This is a genomic window from Geopsychrobacter electrodiphilus DSM 16401, assembly GCF_000384395.1.
GTDB classification, from domain to species: domain Bacteria; phylum Desulfobacterota; class Desulfuromonadia; order Desulfuromonadales; family Geopsychrobacteraceae; genus Geopsychrobacter; species Geopsychrobacter electrodiphilus.
Genome location: NZ_ARWE01000001.1, coordinates 1,076,577 through 1,092,112 on the forward strand (window position 1 = coordinate 1,076,577; position 15,536 = coordinate 1,092,112).

The 15,536-nt window shown below is 51.5% G+C and carries 17 protein-coding genes; 12 read left to right on the plus strand and 5 right to left on the minus strand.

Annotation, left to right across the window (positions count from 1 at the left end; all coding sequences use genetic code 11):
* Nucleotides 1-94 precede the first annotated feature (94 nt).
* The gene (locus D888_RS0105050; RefSeq protein ID WP_020675453.1) at nt 95-697 is read left to right on the plus strand and encodes a peroxiredoxin; all 603 of its coding nucleotides are present in this window, start codon (nt 95-97) and stop codon (nt 695-697) included.
* Nucleotides 698-916: 219 nt separating this feature from the next.
* Complete coding sequence (locus D888_RS20735; protein ID WP_020675454.1) at nt 917-1,606, plus strand: 2-oxo acid dehydrogenase subunit E2; 690 nt, start codon at nt 917-919, stop codon at nt 1,604-1,606.
* Between the two features lie 75 nt (nt 1,607-1,681).
* Here D888_RS20735 and D888_RS0105060 read toward each other — a convergent pair whose 3' ends face one another.
* The 5 genes from D888_RS0105060 to dctP all read right to left on the minus strand — a co-directional run bounded on the left by D888_RS0105060 (nt 1,682) and on the right by dctP (nt 5,848).
* Nucleotides 1,682-1,924, minus strand: a complete 243-nt coding sequence (locus D888_RS0105060) for a hypothetical protein (protein ID WP_020675455.1) — start codon at nt 1,922-1,924, stop codon at nt 1,682-1,684.
* A gap of 104 nt (nt 1,925-2,028) precedes the next feature.
* On the minus strand, nt 2,029-3,429 hold the full coding sequence (locus tag D888_RS0105065) for a TRAP transporter large permease (protein ID WP_020675456.1): 1,401 nt from the start codon (nt 3,427-3,429) through the stop codon (nt 2,029-2,031).
* Nucleotides 3,426-3,980 carry a TRAP transporter small permease gene (locus D888_RS0105070; RefSeq protein ID WP_020675457.1) on the minus strand — a complete coding sequence of 185 codons (555 nt, stop codon included), beginning with the start codon at nt 3,978-3,980 and terminating at the stop codon, nt 3,426-3,428. The genes D888_RS0105065 and D888_RS0105070 overlap by 4 nt, the downstream gene beginning before the upstream one ends.
* An 84-nt stretch (nt 3,981-4,064) precedes the next feature.
* Nucleotides 4,065-5,045: a DctP family TRAP transporter solute-binding subunit gene (locus D888_RS0105075; protein WP_051092404.1), complete on the minus strand. Its 981-nt coding sequence runs from the start codon at nt 5,043-5,045 to the stop codon at nt 4,065-4,067.
* Nucleotides 5,046-5,170: 125 nt separating this feature from the next.
* Nucleotides 5,171-5,848: a TRAP transporter substrate-binding protein DctP gene (gene dctP, locus D888_RS0105080; RefSeq protein WP_020675459.1), complete on the minus strand. Its 678-nt coding sequence runs from the start codon at nt 5,846-5,848 to the stop codon at nt 5,171-5,173.
* Nucleotides 5,849-6,312: 464 nt separating this feature from the next.
* On the opposite strand from dctP, the gene ispE reads away from it, so the two are divergent.
* The 10 genes from ispE (at nt 6,313) to D888_RS0105130 (ending at nt 15,532) form a co-directional block, all read left to right on the plus strand.
* The gene (gene ispE / locus D888_RS0105085; RefSeq protein ID WP_020675460.1) at nt 6,313-7,173 is read left to right on the plus strand and encodes a 4-(cytidine 5'-diphospho)-2-C-methyl-D-erythritol kinase; all 861 of its coding nucleotides are present in this window, start codon (nt 6,313-6,315) and stop codon (nt 7,171-7,173) included.
* Nucleotides 7,174-7,318: 145 nt separating this feature from the next.
* A complete protein-coding gene (locus D888_RS0105090) occupies nt 7,319-8,251 on the plus strand; it encodes a ribose-phosphate pyrophosphokinase (protein WP_020675461.1) in 933 nt (310 codons plus the stop codon).
* Nucleotides 8,252-8,322: 71 nt separating this feature from the next.
* Nucleotides 8,323-8,937 (plus strand): 50S ribosomal protein L25, encoded by a 615-nt coding sequence (locus D888_RS0105095; protein WP_020675462.1) that lies wholly within the window; start codon nt 8,323-8,325, stop codon nt 8,935-8,937.
* A gap of 30 nt (nt 8,938-8,967) precedes the next feature.
* Entirely contained in the window at nt 8,968-9,552 is a 585-nt protein-coding gene (pth, locus tag D888_RS0105100) for an aminoacyl-tRNA hydrolase (RefSeq protein WP_020675463.1), read from the plus strand.
* Nucleotides 9,553-9,583: 31 nt separating this feature from the next.
* The gene (locus tag D888_RS0105105; RefSeq protein ID WP_020675464.1) at nt 9,584-11,590 is read left to right on the plus strand and encodes a sodium-translocating pyrophosphatase; all 2,007 of its coding nucleotides are present in this window, start codon (nt 9,584-9,586) and stop codon (nt 11,588-11,590) included.
* A gap of 81 nt (nt 11,591-11,671) precedes the next feature.
* Nucleotides 11,672-12,766 carry a redox-regulated ATPase YchF gene (gene ychF / locus D888_RS0105110; RefSeq protein ID WP_020675465.1) on the plus strand — a complete coding sequence of 365 codons (1,095 nt, stop codon included), beginning with the start codon at nt 11,672-11,674 and terminating at the stop codon, nt 12,764-12,766.
* Between the two features lie 197 nt (nt 12,767-12,963).
* Nucleotides 12,964-13,905 (plus strand): type IV pilus biogenesis protein PilM, encoded by a 942-nt coding sequence (locus D888_RS0105115; RefSeq protein WP_020675466.1) that lies wholly within the window; start codon nt 12,964-12,966, stop codon nt 13,903-13,905.
* Nucleotides 13,902-14,513 carry a PilN domain-containing protein gene (locus D888_RS0105120; protein ID WP_020675467.1) on the plus strand — a complete coding sequence of 204 codons (612 nt, stop codon included), beginning with the start codon at nt 13,902-13,904 and terminating at the stop codon, nt 14,511-14,513. The genes D888_RS0105115 and D888_RS0105120 overlap by 4 nt, the downstream gene beginning before the upstream one ends.
* The gene (locus tag D888_RS0105125) at nt 14,503-15,165 is read left to right on the plus strand and encodes a type II secretion system protein GspM (protein ID WP_020675468.1); all 663 of its coding nucleotides are present in this window, start codon (nt 14,503-14,505) and stop codon (nt 15,163-15,165) included. The genes D888_RS0105120 and D888_RS0105125 overlap by 11 nt, the downstream gene beginning before the upstream one ends.
* A complete protein-coding gene (locus D888_RS0105130; RefSeq protein ID WP_020675469.1) occupies nt 15,158-15,532 on the plus strand; it encodes a hypothetical protein in 375 nt (124 codons plus the stop codon). The genes D888_RS0105125 and D888_RS0105130 overlap by 8 nt, the downstream gene beginning before the upstream one ends.
* The last annotated feature ends 4 nt before the right edge of the window (nt 15,533-15,536 follow it).

The window sequence follows — 15,536 nt, forward strand, 5'->3', positions numbered from 1 at the left end:
TAATTGCCTTGACAGTCAGTCCTTCTTGGTTAAAATGATCACCGATATCAAAATCAATTACCTGTCATTTACGATTAAAAGAAGGAGAAAACTGATGAGCGTTCTGGTTGGAAAGCAAGCCCCTGAATTTAAAGCAACGGCCGTTCTGGCCGATGGTACTTTGAATCCCGATTTCAGCTTGAGTGATTACAAGGGGAAGTATGTGGTCCTTTTCTTTTATCCCCTCGATTTTACCTTTGTCTGTCCGACCGAGCTGATCGCCTTCAGTCATCGTATAAAAGAATTTGCCAATCGCGGAGTCCAGGTGATTGGCTGCTCCATCGATTCTCAGTTTACCCATACAGCATGGCGTAATACTCCGGTTGATCAGGGTGGCATAGGTCCGGTCGCCTATCCTCTGGTCGCTGACGTCAAGCATGAGATCTGCAAGGCCTATGATGTTGAATTTGAGGCTGCCGGGGTTGCTTTTCGTGGTTCGTTTCTGATTGATCAGAAAGGGACGGTCCGTCATCAGGTCGTCAACGATTTGCCCCTTGGCCGGAATATCGATGAAATGCTGCGGATGGTTGATGCTTTGCAATTCACCGAAAAACATGGCGAAGTCTGCCCCGCCGGATGGAACAAGGGGGATAAGGGGATGACACCGAATGGCGCCGGAGTTGCTTCTTACCTGGCCGCCGAGGCGGATAAATTGTAAGTTCTTTGCTGGATTTACCGATACCTGAAAAAATCGGGAGTGTCACTATTGAGGCGCTTCCGATTTTTTTTGGCCGCGAGATTCACGAGCAGGGGCAGATCTTGAAAACGTCATTGGAAATATATGTTGACACCTGTACCAATATGACTGATTTTCATAGGTATTAACCTATAGAAGCTCAGTAGATTTAGGTATTTTTTCGAATTACATGGAGACCAGATGTCTGAGCAAAAGGGAAAATGTACAGAAAAAACGGGGAAGGCGATCAAGATCAGACGTTTAATCTCCAAGAAGATGGAAGAAGCCTGGACCACAATTCCCCATTTTCATGTGACGATGACGGTTGATATGACCGATGTGATTTTGCTGCGCGAGGCGCAGGGATTGACGATCAACGATTTTATTCTTTCGGCAGTTGCTCTAGCCTTAAAGGAGCACCCTTGGGTCAACAGTTACTGGGATGGCGAACAGGGAGTTGAACTTGAGACTATTGGCCTGGCGTTTGCGGTCGCGACCGATTGCGGACTCTACTATCCGGTCATTAAAAAGTGTGAAAATTTCGGTTTGCAACAGATCAGCAAGAAGGCACGTGGCCTCGCGGGTAAAGCGCACAAGGGGACGCTCGATGAGACTGAATGTACAGCTGCCACCTTCACCGTGACGAACATGGGAATGCTCGGGGTTGAATCTTTTGCTACCCTGATTACCCCGCCACAGGTTGCTGTTTTGTCGATCGGGACAGTCAAGGGGGAGATTATCGTCGACGAACAGGGGGAACCGGCGGTTGCCCCGATCATGCGCATGACCCTGGGCGCTGATCACCGCGTGCTTGATGGTGCCGATGCCTCCGAGTTCTTGGCCACCGTCAAAAGCTATCTTGAGGCCCCGGCGGTCTTGATTGAGGAATAAGTTTTCCCCGCTATAAATGGAAAAATCCTGTGGGCAGTTTGCTGTTCACGGGATTTTTTGTTAATGGCTGAGTGGCTAGCGCACACTGATCCCCCCATCCAGATATTTGATTACCGGGTAGATGAAAAACTCAATGATGCGACCTTGGCCAACTTTGATTTCTCTCGTTACCGTCATCCCCGTGATCAGGGGGATTGCGACGCCCTCAACCATCAGAACCGCTTCCAGAGGTTCGACGTAGGCCTCCTCATAGACCCGCCCCAGATGCTTATCCTCGATACTATCATCCGCCACCCGTTGGAGTCTGTCGCGCAGCAAGCCGTACTTCTAATGGCCCTTCTTCATGCATGTTTATCTACCCAGCATATCCAAAGGGGAGGCAAGTGCCTCCCCTTTGGATATTTAGCTTTGTTGGTCCAGTGTCAGTAGCCCTTCAGGTGATCAATATAATTCGGCAAGAAGAGCGATATCGACGGAATATAAGTGATCAGCATCAGGAAGATCAGCAGGATCATCAGCCAGGGGAGGGCTGCTTTTAAAACCCACATGAGGCTTTCTCCGGTTATCCCTGCAGTAACAAACAGGTTCAGGCCTACCGGCGGTGTGATCATTCCTATTTCCATGTTGACAACCATGATGATGCCGAGGTGGATCGGATTGATACCAAGCTTGACCGCAATGGGATACAAGATCGGCGCCATGATCAGAATGATCGCCGAAGGCTCCATGAAGTTACCGGCAATCAGCAGCAGGACGTTGACTACAACCAGGAAGCCCCAGGATGGCAGGCCCCAGCTGACGATGGCTTCGGCGATGTGGTGGGGTATGCGTTCTGTCGTCAGCACGTGGGCAAAGAGCATGGCATTGCCGATGATAAACAGCAGCATGATCGAGACCTTCGCCGAATCCAGCAGAACTTTTTTGGTGTCCTTGTGAATCAGCGATAAGGGCATCGCTTTTGCTGTAAGCAGCAGGTTGCGGACTAATACTTTCGCAGGGCCATCGCCTGGGTTTTCCTGCCATTTTGCATTTTTGATCGGGCCCATATCGCGGTAAACAAAGATAGCGATGAAAAAGGCATAAACCGCGGAAATGGCTGCCGCTTCGGTGGGGCTGCAGATTCCGCCGTAGATGGAGCCGAGCACGATGATGATGAGCATCAGGCCCCAACTGGCTTTCATTCCGGACTTGACCAGAGTCTTGAACCCGACCCAGGGCTGGGCGGGCAGACCTTTGACCCGGGCGACGATGTAAATGATAATCATCAGCATAGTGCCCATCATGACCCCGGGCAGGAAGCCGGCCATGAAGAGGCGGGCTGCTGATTCTTCGGTGGCGGCCGCGTACACCAGCATGACAATCGACGGCGGAATCAGGATGCCGAGGGTTCCGGCATTGGTGATGACGCCGGCGGCCATTTCTTTGGGGTAGCCGGCTTTGACCATACCGGCGATCACGATGGAGCCAATGGCCGCAACAGTAGCGGGGGAAGACCCGGATACGGCCGCAAAAATCATGCAGGCAAGAACTGAGGCCATCGCCAGTCCACCACGAATCCAGCCAACACAGTCGATGGCAAAATTGATGATGCGGGTGGCGACTCCGCCTGTAGATAAAAAGGTTGATGACAGAATAAAAAACGGGATCGCCAGCAGGGTGTAATGTTCAGATTCTGCTGCCAGCAGTTTGAGTGCAATCGACGCAAGCGAATCATGTGAAAAGAGCAGAATCGTAGTGATACTGGAAAGTCCAAGGCCAAAGGCGATGGGCATGCCGGTCAACAGACAGAGCAGCAAGATGAAAAAGAGTGCGGCAGTGGTCATTCGGAGTTACCTCCCTGGGAAGCGGCTTTAGTCTCTTCAGCCAGGTGCATACTATCCTTGGCTTCATCGGCAAGCTGGAAACCTTCGGCTTCCCCGGTGAAAATTCGCCACAGGAGTGCAAGTAAGCGGAAGGCAATCAGCAGCATGCCGATCAACAGAATGCTGTGAGCAACCCATTTCTGGATGGGCAAATCCTCTAGTTCAATCCCTATGCTGTGCATTTTACTGAGATAGACCCAGGCGCCGAATGAGAACAGGGCCGTATAGAACAGGCATGCGAGCACCGCCGCAGTGCTGACGATTTTACGAGCAGTGGGGGGGAGGATTTTGACAAGGGCATCTACACCGATATGCGAGCCGACCTTGATCCCGTAAGACGCTCCGAACAGCACCATCCAGGCCGAAAGGAGCAGTGTTAATTCCTGAGACCACATCAGACCGATGTCGAACCAGAACCGCAGCACTACCTCTACGAAAACCAGCAAGGTCATAGTCGCCAACAGGAGAACAATGATTGTCTCCTCCAGACTGTTTATCATCCTGGTGAACATAAACTTTCCTTACGTAAATAAACTGCCTGATAAATTATCACGGGCCCATGTTCTGGGCCCGTGACACTTAAACATAGAGTGCTATTAGTTGTTGGAAGCGACTGCGGCTGCGATTCTTTCCTTGCCGATTTTGTTTTCGAATTGTTTCCAGACCGGCTTCATAGCTTCAACCCACAGCTTACGCTCGGCGGGAGTCAAAGTAATAACTTCCGAACGCTTGGAGTCGATAATTGCCTGACGGTCACTGATGGCTTTTTTGGCTGAGACGTCATTGCCGAAGGCGATTGCTTCATCAAGGGCTTTTTTCAACTCGGTGCGGATGTCAGCGGGCAGACCCAGCCAGAAGTCAGCTGAAGTGACAACCAGATAGTCGAGCACGCCATGATCGGTTTCAGTGATGTAGGGCTGAACTTCGTAGAATTTTTTCGAATAGATATTTGACCAGGTGTTCTCCTGACCATCAATAGCTTTGGTCTGAAGCAAAGTGAAAACCTCGGAGAAAGGTTTCTTCAGCGGCATAGCGCCAACGGCTTCATACTGGGCTGCGAGCACATCCGAGGTCATGATGCGGAATTTTTTCCCGGCAGCATCCGCCGGGACACGCAGCGGGCTGTTGGCAGAAATTTCTTTCATGCCGTTATGCAGATAGCCGAGGCCGATGTAACCCTTGCTCTTCATTGAGGTCAGCATCTCCTGGCCAACTGGGCCCTGCTGAAATTTTTCTACAGCGGCCATATTGTTGAACAGGAAGGGGAGGTCGAAAATCTGAAGTTCGGGGGTGTACTTTTCAAACTTGGACAGTGAAGGAGCGGCCAATTGAACGTCACCTAGAGCCATAGCTTCAAGGACTTTGTTATCGCCGAACAGCTGCGAGTTGGGGAAGACTTCAACCACAACTTTGCCAGCAAGGCGTTCGTCAACAAGCTGCTTGAACTTATTGGCCATTTGGCCCTTTGGAGTGTTTTCGGCGACAACGTGTGAGAATTTGATCATGATGGGCTCAGCCATCGATACGGAAGCAGTAGCTACCAGCGCCGCTGCCACTACCAGACCTACGAGTAACATCTTACTTTTTGACATTTTTTTCTCCTGTGTTTGATGGTTAAGTACTTGTTGCCCAAACAGCAACAGTTGTTGGGACGGAACTCAGGGTAATCATCGAACCTTCCTCATTTTTCCCTGAACTTAAGTCATTGAAGAAATAACTTGTCGATTCTGACCTTGCCAGACGCTTGCATCTTTGACAGCACATCGGTGTCGATTTGATTCGACATCTCGCGGGCATAGTCTGCTGCGTCCTTGATTGCGCCTTGGATGATCACCTGCAGATCATCAGGTAGCCGTGACCAGAAGACGGCGTTTACGAGAACCAGATATCCCTGATAATCGTGGCTACCTGGACCTGGAACCGATTTCTCTTGGTCAGGCTCCTGACCATTATCCCAGAATGACAGGACAATCAGTCCGCTTTTACCCGAGTCTGCCAGTAGTTTCGTAACGACCTGGTCGCCTATGTTCAAAGACCGCTGGGCTTTATTTTTAAATAAAAACGGTAAATAAAAAACCTGCAAAGACGGCTTAAACCCGGAAAGAGCAGATATCCCGGGTGCTGCCATCTGTAGAGTCCCGCTTTGAAGACCCAGCAGGCTTTCTGTCTCATCCCCGTGCTTCCCGCCGGCAACAAACTCAAGGGCGATGCGGTTATTCGTTCGCTGTTCAACCAGGCGTTTGAAATACTTGCAAACCTTGACCTTGCGTTGGTTGGCGTCTGCCCCCTGACTGAATTTAATTAAGATCGGTTCTGCATGCACCACCGCTGATAGTTGAAACAAAAAGAGCAGCGCCAGGAGAACTTTTACATAAGGCATTAGTCAATATTATCACTTCTTTTGGTGTGCTGTTTGGCTTCTCTCAAAAGGTATTTTACTTTTTCTGTCAAACTGATATTGGCAAGGATGGTGCCATTAATAGAAAGCTGTTTTTTAATTGCCAAACTGATTGATAATACAAGATAAAGTAGAGACGTTTGATTGAGTTTTCTTGGCAGGAAAAAAATTTGAACTCTTCTGAAGTGGCTATGTTCAGCCATGGGTGGCGAATATGCGCCACTTTTTCTGGTGCCGTATTTCAGGAAACTAGAACCAGGTTATGCCGGGCATGTTGCCGGTGGTGTTCGTGTCCGCAGTTATTTCAGCGGCCTCGATTTGTCTTTACTCGTGGTTTTTTTTCTGGATCAGGTTGACAGGTCAGGGCGCCCGGAAGATGATGATTGTTCCTTTTTCACCCAGGATTTTATGCTTCAGGTTAACGCCGGCGAATGGAGGTTTGTCCCGTGGATACATTGGTCATTAATGCTCCGGCCAAGATAAATCTTTGTTTATATGTCCTGGGTCGCAGGCTTGATGGATATCATGAGCTGGCGATGGCGATGCAGAGGGTTAGTCTGTATGACCGACTCGAACTCGGGATCGAAGACGGTGAGGGCATAGAGGTTCTTTGTGATGGCCTTGACCTGGGGAAGGAGGAGAACATTGCTGCTCGAGCGGTACGACTGTTTTTGGCAGAAACCTCACTTCAGCGGCGGGTTGCGATCAAAATTGATAAACACATTCCTGTGGCGGCAGGGCTGGGTGGTGGCTCATCCGATGCGGCGGCGGTTCTTTACGGGCTGAATAAACTGTGCGGCCAGCCTGTCGCGCCTGAGCGCTTGCTTGAGCTTGGCGCTGAACTTGGTGCCGATGTCCCCTTTTTTCTCTTTGGCCGACCGGCATGGGCAACCGGAACTGGTACAGAGCTGGTTGCATTGCCCCTTTTACCGGATGTTTGCTATCTGCTGCTTAACCCCGGATTTGCAGTCTCGACAGCCGGAGTTTATCAAAGTTTGCAGTTGACAAAAGGCGGCGAACTAGCTAACCTTCCGAGGTTTTCGGTCACAACAATCTCTGACCTTGTCAACGCGTTACACAACGATCTTGAGCGCGTGACGTCTGAGGCGCATCCAGAGATCCGTGAAATGAAAGAGTTTTTGCTGCACGAAGGGGCGCTTGGGGCGCTGATGTCCGGAAGCGGGGCCAGTGTTTTTGGGGTTTTCGCTGATACGGCGGCTGCGATGGCTGCTAAGGACGCGGTTTCGTCCCGTGCAAAGTGGAGAGCTTTTGTCGCTCATCCTCTCGCGCGGGACTTGACAGTCTGAGCCGATACAGGTAAAAACGCCCCGCCGGAAGAGGAAAAAATCTTTCAAAACTGGAAATCGAAGCCGCTATCTGCTCCTGACTGGCAGGCATTTTTTGCTGTGATCCGACTCGGGGTATACCGGGTATACAAAGGTTAGAGCCGTTATGATTAAAATTTTCACTGGCAACTCCAATCAGCCTTTGGCTCAGGAAATTTGTGATCACCTGTCGGTCAATCTCGGCCACGCCAAGGTTCATACCTTTTCGGACGGCGAAATTCAGGTCGAGATCGGCGATAACGTTCGCGGTCGTGATGTTTTTCTGGTCCAATCCACCTGTGCACCGACCAATAACCACCTGATGGAAATGCTTGTAATGGTTGATGCGCTCAAGCGGGCTTCGGCGGCGCGGATTAACGCGGTTGTCCCCTACTTCGGGTATGCCCGGCAAGATCGCAAGGTCGCCCCCCGTGCACCCATTACCGCCAAATTGGTAGCTGATCTCATTTCGGTTGCTGGTGTAGACCGTCTGTTGACCGTCGATCTGCACGCCGGACAGATCCAGGGATTTTTTGATATCCCCGTTGATCATTTATATGCTGCTCCGGTCATGCTGGATGAGATTCGTAACAAAAAATTGAAAGACCTGGTTATTGTCTCTCCTGATGCCGGGGGAACTGAGCGGGCTCGTGCCTTTGCCAAAAGGCTTGATGCCGGTCTGGCCATCATCGATAAGAGACGAAGCGGGCCCAATGTCTCCGAAGTCATGCATATTATCGGTGATGTCAAGAACAAGAACTGTGTCATTGTTGATGATATGATCGATACCGCTGGCACCCTGTGCACTGCGGCAAATGCGCTTTTGAATTCAGGTGCCATATCGGTTTCAGCCTGTGCGACCCATGGGGTCCTGTCCGGCCCGGCTTTGGAACGTATCACCGAAAGCAAGTTGCAGGAAGTGGTGGTTACCAATACGATCCCGGTACAACCCAGATTTAAAGATTGTGCTCAGTTGCGGACATTGTCAGTCAGCAAACTGCTGGCAGAGGCGATCCGCAGGATCCATAATGACGAATCGGTCAGTTCGCTCTTCGTCTAGAGCGGTTGCTGTCTGGAAATCCAAATAGATAGATTGACGTACCGAAGAAAGCTTACGGAGGAATTTGATAGATGGCTATTGCAGAACTAAATGTGACCTTGCGTGAAAAAGCGGGTAAAGGCGTAGGACGCAAGTTACGCGCTCAAGGATTAATTCCCGCGGTTGTTTATGGTAAAAATATCGAATCGTGCAAGATTGCCGTCGAACCCAGGGCTCTTGAAAAAGCGGTTTCATCCGGGAGCGGGTGGAATACTCTGCTCACGCTTAAGGGTGCCAAGCCAGTAGACGGGCAGGTTGTTGTTTTGAAAGAGCTCAACCTTCATGCAATTCACCGGAACATGGTTTCGGCCGACTTCCATGCCATTGATCTGTCCCATAAGGGTAGTTTCATGGTGCCGGTTGTTACTGTCGGGACGTCTGTTGGCCAAAAAACTGGTGGGCTCTTGCAGATGCTTCGTCACGAAATTGAAGTGGTTTGTCTGCCGAATGCTGTGCCGCAGTCGATTGAAATCGATGTGACAAAGCTGGAGGTTGGTGATGTCGTTCACATTGCAGAGGTCATAGCGCCTGCAGGTGTTGAGATCCCACACGATGTCAATTTCACTGTCCTTACCATCTCAGCACCTCAGTTGTCAGTAGATGAGGTTGAAGGTGAAGAAGTTGAGACTGAGGGTGACGAGGAATAACCTGCTTTAGTGCATGACAGCGGAGTCGCTGTGAAGCTACTGGTTGGGCTCGGCAATCCGGGTGAAAATTATCAGCAGACCCGGCACAATGTCGGTTTTATGCTGGCAGCCGAGATTGCCGGTCGGTTTGGCATCAGCCTGAAGAAGAAGGGCTATCAGGGCCTCTATGGCGTTGGACGCGTAGCTGGCGTTGAAGCCACTGTTCTGTTGCCTCAGACCTTCATGAATCTCAGTGGTGCCAGTGTCAATGCTGCTTATCAATCCCTCGGAGTCTCTCCGGGGGATTTGATTGTCGCCCATGACGATCTGGACATGCCCTTTGGAGCCTTACGGATTCGGCCCGAGGGTGGTCATGGTGGCCATAACGGTATTCGCAGCATCTGCGGTGTACTGGGGCGGGGTGATTTTATCCGGGTTAAAATCGGTATTGGTCGACCAGAACACGGTGATGTGACTGGTCATGTGTTGGGTCGTTTCTCTACCGCTGAAAGATCAGTGCTACCAGCCTTGTTGCAGAAGGTTGCGGATGCGACAGAAGAGATATTTCGCAATGGCGTTAAATCAGCCATGAATCTTTACAATAGTTCAGATCTGCTCGAACAAATCAAACCCTAAAAAGAGAGGCACGGAACAGATGGAATTGTACATGTTTGCTCCTATTCTGGGAGTTATTGGCTTTGCGATCGCGATTGTCTTGTACAAACTGGTCAAGGCTCAGCCGGTTGGCAATGCGCGCATGCTGGAAATTTCGGAGGATATCTACAAGGGTGCCATGGCCTTCTTAAACCGTGAGTACCGTGTCCTTGCCGTATTTATCGTGCTGGTCTTCGGCCTGATCGCCATGGGGATGAACTTTCAGACCGCCCTCGCATTTCTGGGTGGCGCTATTTGTTCAATGACCTGCGGTTATATCGGGATGAAGGCTGCTACCCGCGCCAACGTGCGGACAACCGAGGCGGCACGTGCCAGCGGTCAGGCCAAGGCGCTTGAGATCTCCTTTAACGGTGGTGCAGTTATGGGTCTCGCTGTTGCCTCGCTCGGGCTGGTCGGGATTGGAGTGGCTTACTATTTCTATGGCGGAGATATCACCACGGTTCGCTATATCAACGGGTTCGCCATGGGCGCTTCCTCCATCGCTCTGTTTGCGCGGGTTGGTGGTGGCATCTATACGAAAGCGGCTGACGTTGGTGCCGACCTGGTGGGTAAGGTCGAGGCCGGTATTCCTGAGGATGACCCGCGTAACCCGGGGGTTATTGCTGATAACGTCGGCGACTGTGTTGGTGATACCGCCGGGATGGGCGCTGATATCTTCGAATCTTATGTCGGTTCGATTATCGCGACCATGGCGATTGCCGCTGCCGCTGGTCCCGAGCTGCTTGCCAAATTGGGTACTGGTGCTACGGTTCAGACCAATGTGCTTGTTTTACCACTGATCCTGGCGATGGTTGGCTTGGTCTTCTCCTTTATCGGCATCGGGTCCATGAAGATTCTCAAGTCAATGGACCCGGCGAAGGCCCTGCATTACACCACTTTTGTTGCGGCTGGCGGCTTTCTGGTCGCAGCCTTCTTCGTTATCAAGGGCTATGGTCTTTCTACCGGGATTTTCTGGGCGATTCTGGCCGGTACCCTGGCGGGGATTGCCATCGGTCAGGTGACTGAATATTATACCGCCCACGCCCCGGTGATCCGGATCGCCGAGGCAAGTAAAACTGGTGCGGCCACCAACATCATTACCGGTCTGGCCGTCGGTCTGGAATCGACTGCGATTCCGGTCCTGATTATCTGCATCTCCATTTATGTCGCGAACTACTTCTCTGGTCTCTACGGTATCGGCATCGCAGCTGTCGGCATGTTGGCGACTGTTGGCGTTACCATGACCGTCGATGCCTACGGGCCGATTGCCGACAATGCCGGTGGTATCTCGGAGATGGCAGGCCTTGGTAAGGAAGTGCGTGAGATTACTGACGGCCTCGACGCCATCGGTAATACTACTGCTGCCATCGGTAAGGGTTTCGCGATCGGCTCTGCGGCACTGACTGCCCTTGCGCTCTTCTCCGCCTTTGCTACAACCGTCGGCCTGAAGTCGATTAACCTGATTGAGCCCAAGGTGGTTATTGGCCTGTTCATCGGCGGCGCACTGCCGTTCTTTATCGGCGCCTTGACCATGACCTCGGTTGGTCGTGCGGCGGGCAAGATGGTTGATGAGATCCGTCGTCAATTCCGCGAGATTCCAGGTCTTCTCGAAGGTAAAGAAGGCGTTAAACCCGATTCACAGAAATGTATTGATATCTCTGCCGCCGCAGCTTTGAGAGAGATGGTTCTTCCTGGTGTCGTCGCAGTTGTTGCGCCGGTTGCGGTCGGGTTTATTCTTGGTGCTGAGGCTCTCGGCGGTATGCTGGCCGGTGCGACTCTTGCCGGGGTCCTTCTGGCTCTGATGATGTCCAACGGCGGCGGTGCCTGGGACAATGCCAAAAAATACATTGAGCAGGGTAAGGTCGCTGGTGAGAAGAAGGGTGGCTCCGCGCATGACGCAGCCGTTATCGGCGATACCGTCGGCGACCCCTTCAAAGACACCTCGGGCCCGGCCATGAATATCCTCATCAAACTGATGAGTGTTGTTGCCCTGGTTATTGCGCCGCTACTGACGCTCTGATAACTCAAGCGACAATTTAGTCTCATTCGATAGCCGGGGTTACATGCCCCGGCTATCGCTATTTAAGAAGAGAGAACAATCATGGGTTTTAAATGTGGAATCGTTGGCCTGCCCAACGTCGGGAAGTCAACCATCTTCAACGCGATTACTTCTGCCGGAGCTGAAGCGGCTAACTATCCGTTCTGTACTATTGAACCGAATGTCGGTGTTGTTGCGGTCCCGGATCTACGCATGGATGCCCTGGCCGCGATTGTTCTGCCGCAGCGGGTATTACCGACCACGATGGAGTTTGTCGACATTGCCGGTCTGGTCAAGGGTGCCAGTAAGGGCGAGGGGCTGGGCAACCAGTTTCTCGGGCACATCCGTCAGGTCGATGCCATCGCGCACGTGGTTCGTTGTTTTGAGGATGACAATGTCGTGCATGTTGACGGCTCTCTCGACCCGTTACGTGACATTGAAGTCATCCAGACTGAACTTAATCTGGCCGACCTTGATACCGTCGAAAAAAGGGCTCAGCGGTCTGCCAAATTAGCCAAAAGCGGTGACAAGCAGATGCAGGCCGAGGTCGAAGTGCTGGAGAAAATACGCATCGCGCTCAATGAAGGTCTGCCTGCGCGGTCGGTTAATTTGACCGAAAATGAACGGCTGATCGTGCGTGGCTTGCATTTGATCACCGCGAAACCTGTACTGTATGTCGCCAATGTGACCGAAGATGATTTGGCAGGCGATCACCCTTTTGTCAACCTTGTCACTGCTCACGCTGCCGCAGAAGGTGCGGAGGCGGTTACTATCTGCGGCAAGATTGAGGCCGAAGTGGCAGAACTCGATCCTGAAGAGAAGGCTGAGTTTCTGTCAGAGCTTGGCTTAAGTGAGGCAGGGCTAGACCGAATGATTCATGCGGGTTATCGTCTTCTGGGGCTGATAACCTATTTTACCGCCGGGGTCAAAGAGGTACGCGCCTGGACCGTCCGCCATGGGGCCAAGGCACCCGAAGCCGCAGGTGTCATTCATACAGATTTTGAAAAAGGCTTTATTCGTGCCGAGGTCATTGCCTATGAGGATTTTATCAACTGCAAAGGTGAGGCGGGTGCGAAAGAGAAGGGGCTGTTGCGCCTTGAAGGTAAGGAGTATCCGGTCGTAGACGGTGATGTCATGCATTTTCGTTTTAACGTGTGAACCACTACGTAGAGGTTTGATTTTATTCTGGGGTGGTTTTTCTTTGCGGCGTGCTGGCCGGTTCTTTTGATAATGATTTAAAACAGCTCAGCCCCCTAATTATATTTATTTATTGATTCAAAAGGTGAAATAAAATAGATTATTTTTTAATTAAGTTAACATTTTAATTTTATTTTGATTCTGGCTGGAGGAAGTTGTTGTTTGGAGTGCGGAAGTTTCATAGCGCACGAGTGGCCGGTATTTTCTCGACCTCAGGCGAGAGAGCGCTGGTCATTCTGGACAGTGCGCGGGGTGGTGCCCTTCCGCAAGTCCACTGTTGCGAACTGTTCGCCTCGGACACAGCCGTTGCAGACTATGTGCGAACCCAACATTTGCGCCGTATGGTCTGTGTCGATGTCTTGCCGATCTCTTCTTATAGTCAAACCCTGATCGATATCAGCGGGGTGAAGGAGGAAGAACGGCGTGAGGCGGCACGCTGGCAACTGGGTGAACGGCTGGATTATCCGGTTGAAGAAGCCATTGTTGATTTGTTTGAAGTTCCGGTTGTCGGGGCTGAAAACAAAAAAAAGACCTTTGCTATCGCCGCCCCACGCAGGCTTTTACAACAGCGCGTTGCCAGCCTGAAGCTAATAGGCCTGCGGTTGGCGGCCATCGATATCCCTGAGTTAGCCCTGCGTAATCTACTGGCGCTCTTCCCAGATGAGCCCCACGGGCTCGGTTTACTCTGGTTCAGGGATGATAATTGCCTGTTGGTGATTATGCGCGGTGAAACCATCTTCTTCTCGCGTGTGATCAATATCGGTTTGACCCAACTGGCACAGCACGAAACTCCAGCCAAAGACGGTCTGCTGGCCGAAGGGCTACAGACACTGCTAGACGGCGTTGTCCTGGAAATTCAACGTTCCCTCGATTTCTGCGAAAGTAATTTCCGCCTTCCACCCGTGCCCAAAATATTGGTCGCCATGTGCGGCCCTGCATGCGATCCGTTGCTTGAATATCTTGCACGCTATCTGCAATCCATGGTGTGTCCGGCTGATTTCCATCAGATACTTGACCTGCCGACTGATGTTTCTGAGGAAACCATCAATTCCTGCCTGCCCGCTCTGGGGGCTGCGCTGCGTGCCGGAGGTAGGGCATGAGGCAAGAAATCAATCTCTATCAAGATAGCTTGCGAGACAAGAAAATTCCTCTGTCAGCCGGGGCTATGGTCTTTATCGTTGGGCTAACGCTTATGGCAATGCTGGTCATTTTGGTTGGGATGCGTTGGCAACAGAAAAACCTATTCGCCGAACTCGCCGTACTCAAAGCTCAACATACTAAACTGAGTAGTGAAGTTCAGATGTTCAAAACGAACACTCCCCCCCGCTCAAAAAATCCACAGCTTGAAGTCGAGCTTGCGCAGTTACGTCTTGAACTGGCCGGGCGCAAGCCCCTGCTCGATTATTTTGCCAACACTGATTCCGCGCCAGCGCATGGATTTTCGCCACTGCTGGAAGGGTTGGCCCGTTATCCTTTTGACGGGGTCTGGCTAACACAAATAACCCTGAATACTCTGAAAAAGCAGGTGAATCTCGCCGGCAGTGCAACCCGCGCGGAGCTGGTCCCGGCCTACCTTCGCTATTTGGGAGAGAAGCAGGTCTTCATTGGTCAGTCTTTCGCCAGTATGAAGCTGACGCGCCTGAAGGAGAACCTACATCAAGTTGATTTTAGACTTGAGACTGAGTTTGGAGCGTCCGATGGTCACTAGACACGCTCAAATCCAGTTGTATCTGAACCGGTTTAACAGTCGCAGTTTGCGTGAGCGGTTATTGCTGTTGTTGGTAATTCTTGTGGTACTGCTGGTTCTGTTTGATCTGTTTGTTGTGACGCCCGGGCTCGAGCAACGCAAGCAGGTTCAGGCGGAGATCAACAAGTTAAAAACCGACATTGTTGTCCTGCAGGCCGAGCAGACTGCGGCCAAGACTACGGCAACCGTCGACCCGGATCAGCTGGTACGTCAGCAGATGGCTCAGCTTCAGGTTGCGATCGGAACTCTGGATCAACAGCTCAAGAATCGGCTGATCGATCTGCTCTCCCCACGGGAGATGCCGGCAATGCTGCAGCAAATCCTCGGGCAACAAAAGGGTCTGCGTCTGATCAGTATGCAAAATTATCCAGCCGAGCCTGTGCTGCCGCAAGTGGATAAAAAAGCCTCATCCGTGGGACTCTATCGTCATGCGTTGCATCTTGACCTCGAGGGAGGATATCTCGATCTGCTCTCATATCTCAAGGCGCTGGAAGGGATGCCGCACAAAGTCTACTGGGACATTCTTTCAATTGAAAAGGATAAGCTGCCAATGATGCATATCCAGCTTCAGTTACATACCCTGAGCCTGACGGAGAACTGGATCGGTGTCTGAATTTCTGAAATCCACCTGCCTGCTCTTGATCCTTCTAGCTCTTGCGGCTACGTGCGCCTGGGCCGAAACGATGCAACTGGTCGACCCCATGTTGCCCCCTGTCAGTTCTCGGGTTGCTCCTTCTGTTACGAGTGGTGACACGGGAAAAGCCAAAACATGGCTGCTGCAGGCGGTGTTTGTCGGGCAACAGCGTAGCGTGGCGATCATTAACGGGGTCGCACTGTCGCGCGGAGATCGATACCGTGGTGTTAAGCTTTTGCGGATTGAGAAAGAACAGGTGGTCTTGCGATCCGCCGAGGGGAAAAAAATTATTTTGCATATGGCACCGGGAGTCGCAAAAAAAGATGTGCACAAAGAGGGAGACTGAACAA

What these genes read in the sequence shown, in the direction of transcription:
- D888_RS0105120 (WP_020675467.1), top strand. Translation starts at nt 13,902, where the DNA reads ATGAGGCAAGAAATCAATCTCTATCAAGATAGCTTGCGAGACAAGAAA.
- D888_RS0105075 (WP_051092404.1), bottom strand. Translation starts at nt 5,045, where the DNA reads ATGTTACTCGTAGGTCTGGTAGTGGCAGCGGCGCTGGTAGCTACTGCT.
- D888_RS0105125 (WP_020675468.1), top strand. Translation starts at nt 14,503, where the DNA reads ATGGTCACTAGACACGCTCAAATCCAGTTGTATCTGAACCGGTTTAAC.
- D888_RS0105095 (WP_020675462.1), top strand. Translation starts at nt 8,323, where the DNA reads ATGGCTATTGCAGAACTAAATGTGACCTTGCGTGAAAAAGCGGGTAAA.
- D888_RS0105065 (WP_020675456.1), bottom strand. Translation starts at nt 3,429, where the DNA reads ATGACCACTGCCGCACTCTTTTTCATCTTGCTGCTCTGTCTGTTGACC.
- D888_RS20735 (WP_020675454.1), top strand. Translation starts at nt 917, where the DNA reads ATGTCTGAGCAAAAGGGAAAATGTACAGAAAAAACGGGGAAGGCGATC.
- D888_RS0105070 (WP_020675457.1), bottom strand. Translation starts at nt 3,980, where the DNA reads ATGTTCACCAGGATGATAAACAGTCTGGAGGAGACAATCATTGTTCTC.
- dctP (WP_020675459.1), bottom strand. Translation starts at nt 5,848, where the DNA reads ATGCCTTATGTAAAAGTTCTCCTGGCGCTGCTCTTTTTGTTTCAACTA.
- ychF (WP_020675465.1), top strand. Translation starts at nt 11,672, where the DNA reads ATGGGTTTTAAATGTGGAATCGTTGGCCTGCCCAACGTCGGGAAGTCA.
- D888_RS0105090 (WP_020675461.1), top strand. Translation starts at nt 7,319, where the DNA reads ATGATTAAAATTTTCACTGGCAACTCCAATCAGCCTTTGGCTCAGGAA.
- D888_RS0105105 (WP_020675464.1), top strand. Translation starts at nt 9,584, where the DNA reads ATGTTTGCTCCTATTCTGGGAGTTATTGGCTTTGCGATCGCGATTGTC.
- D888_RS0105050 (WP_020675453.1), top strand. Translation starts at nt 95, where the DNA reads ATGAGCGTTCTGGTTGGAAAGCAAGCCCCTGAATTTAAAGCAACGGCC.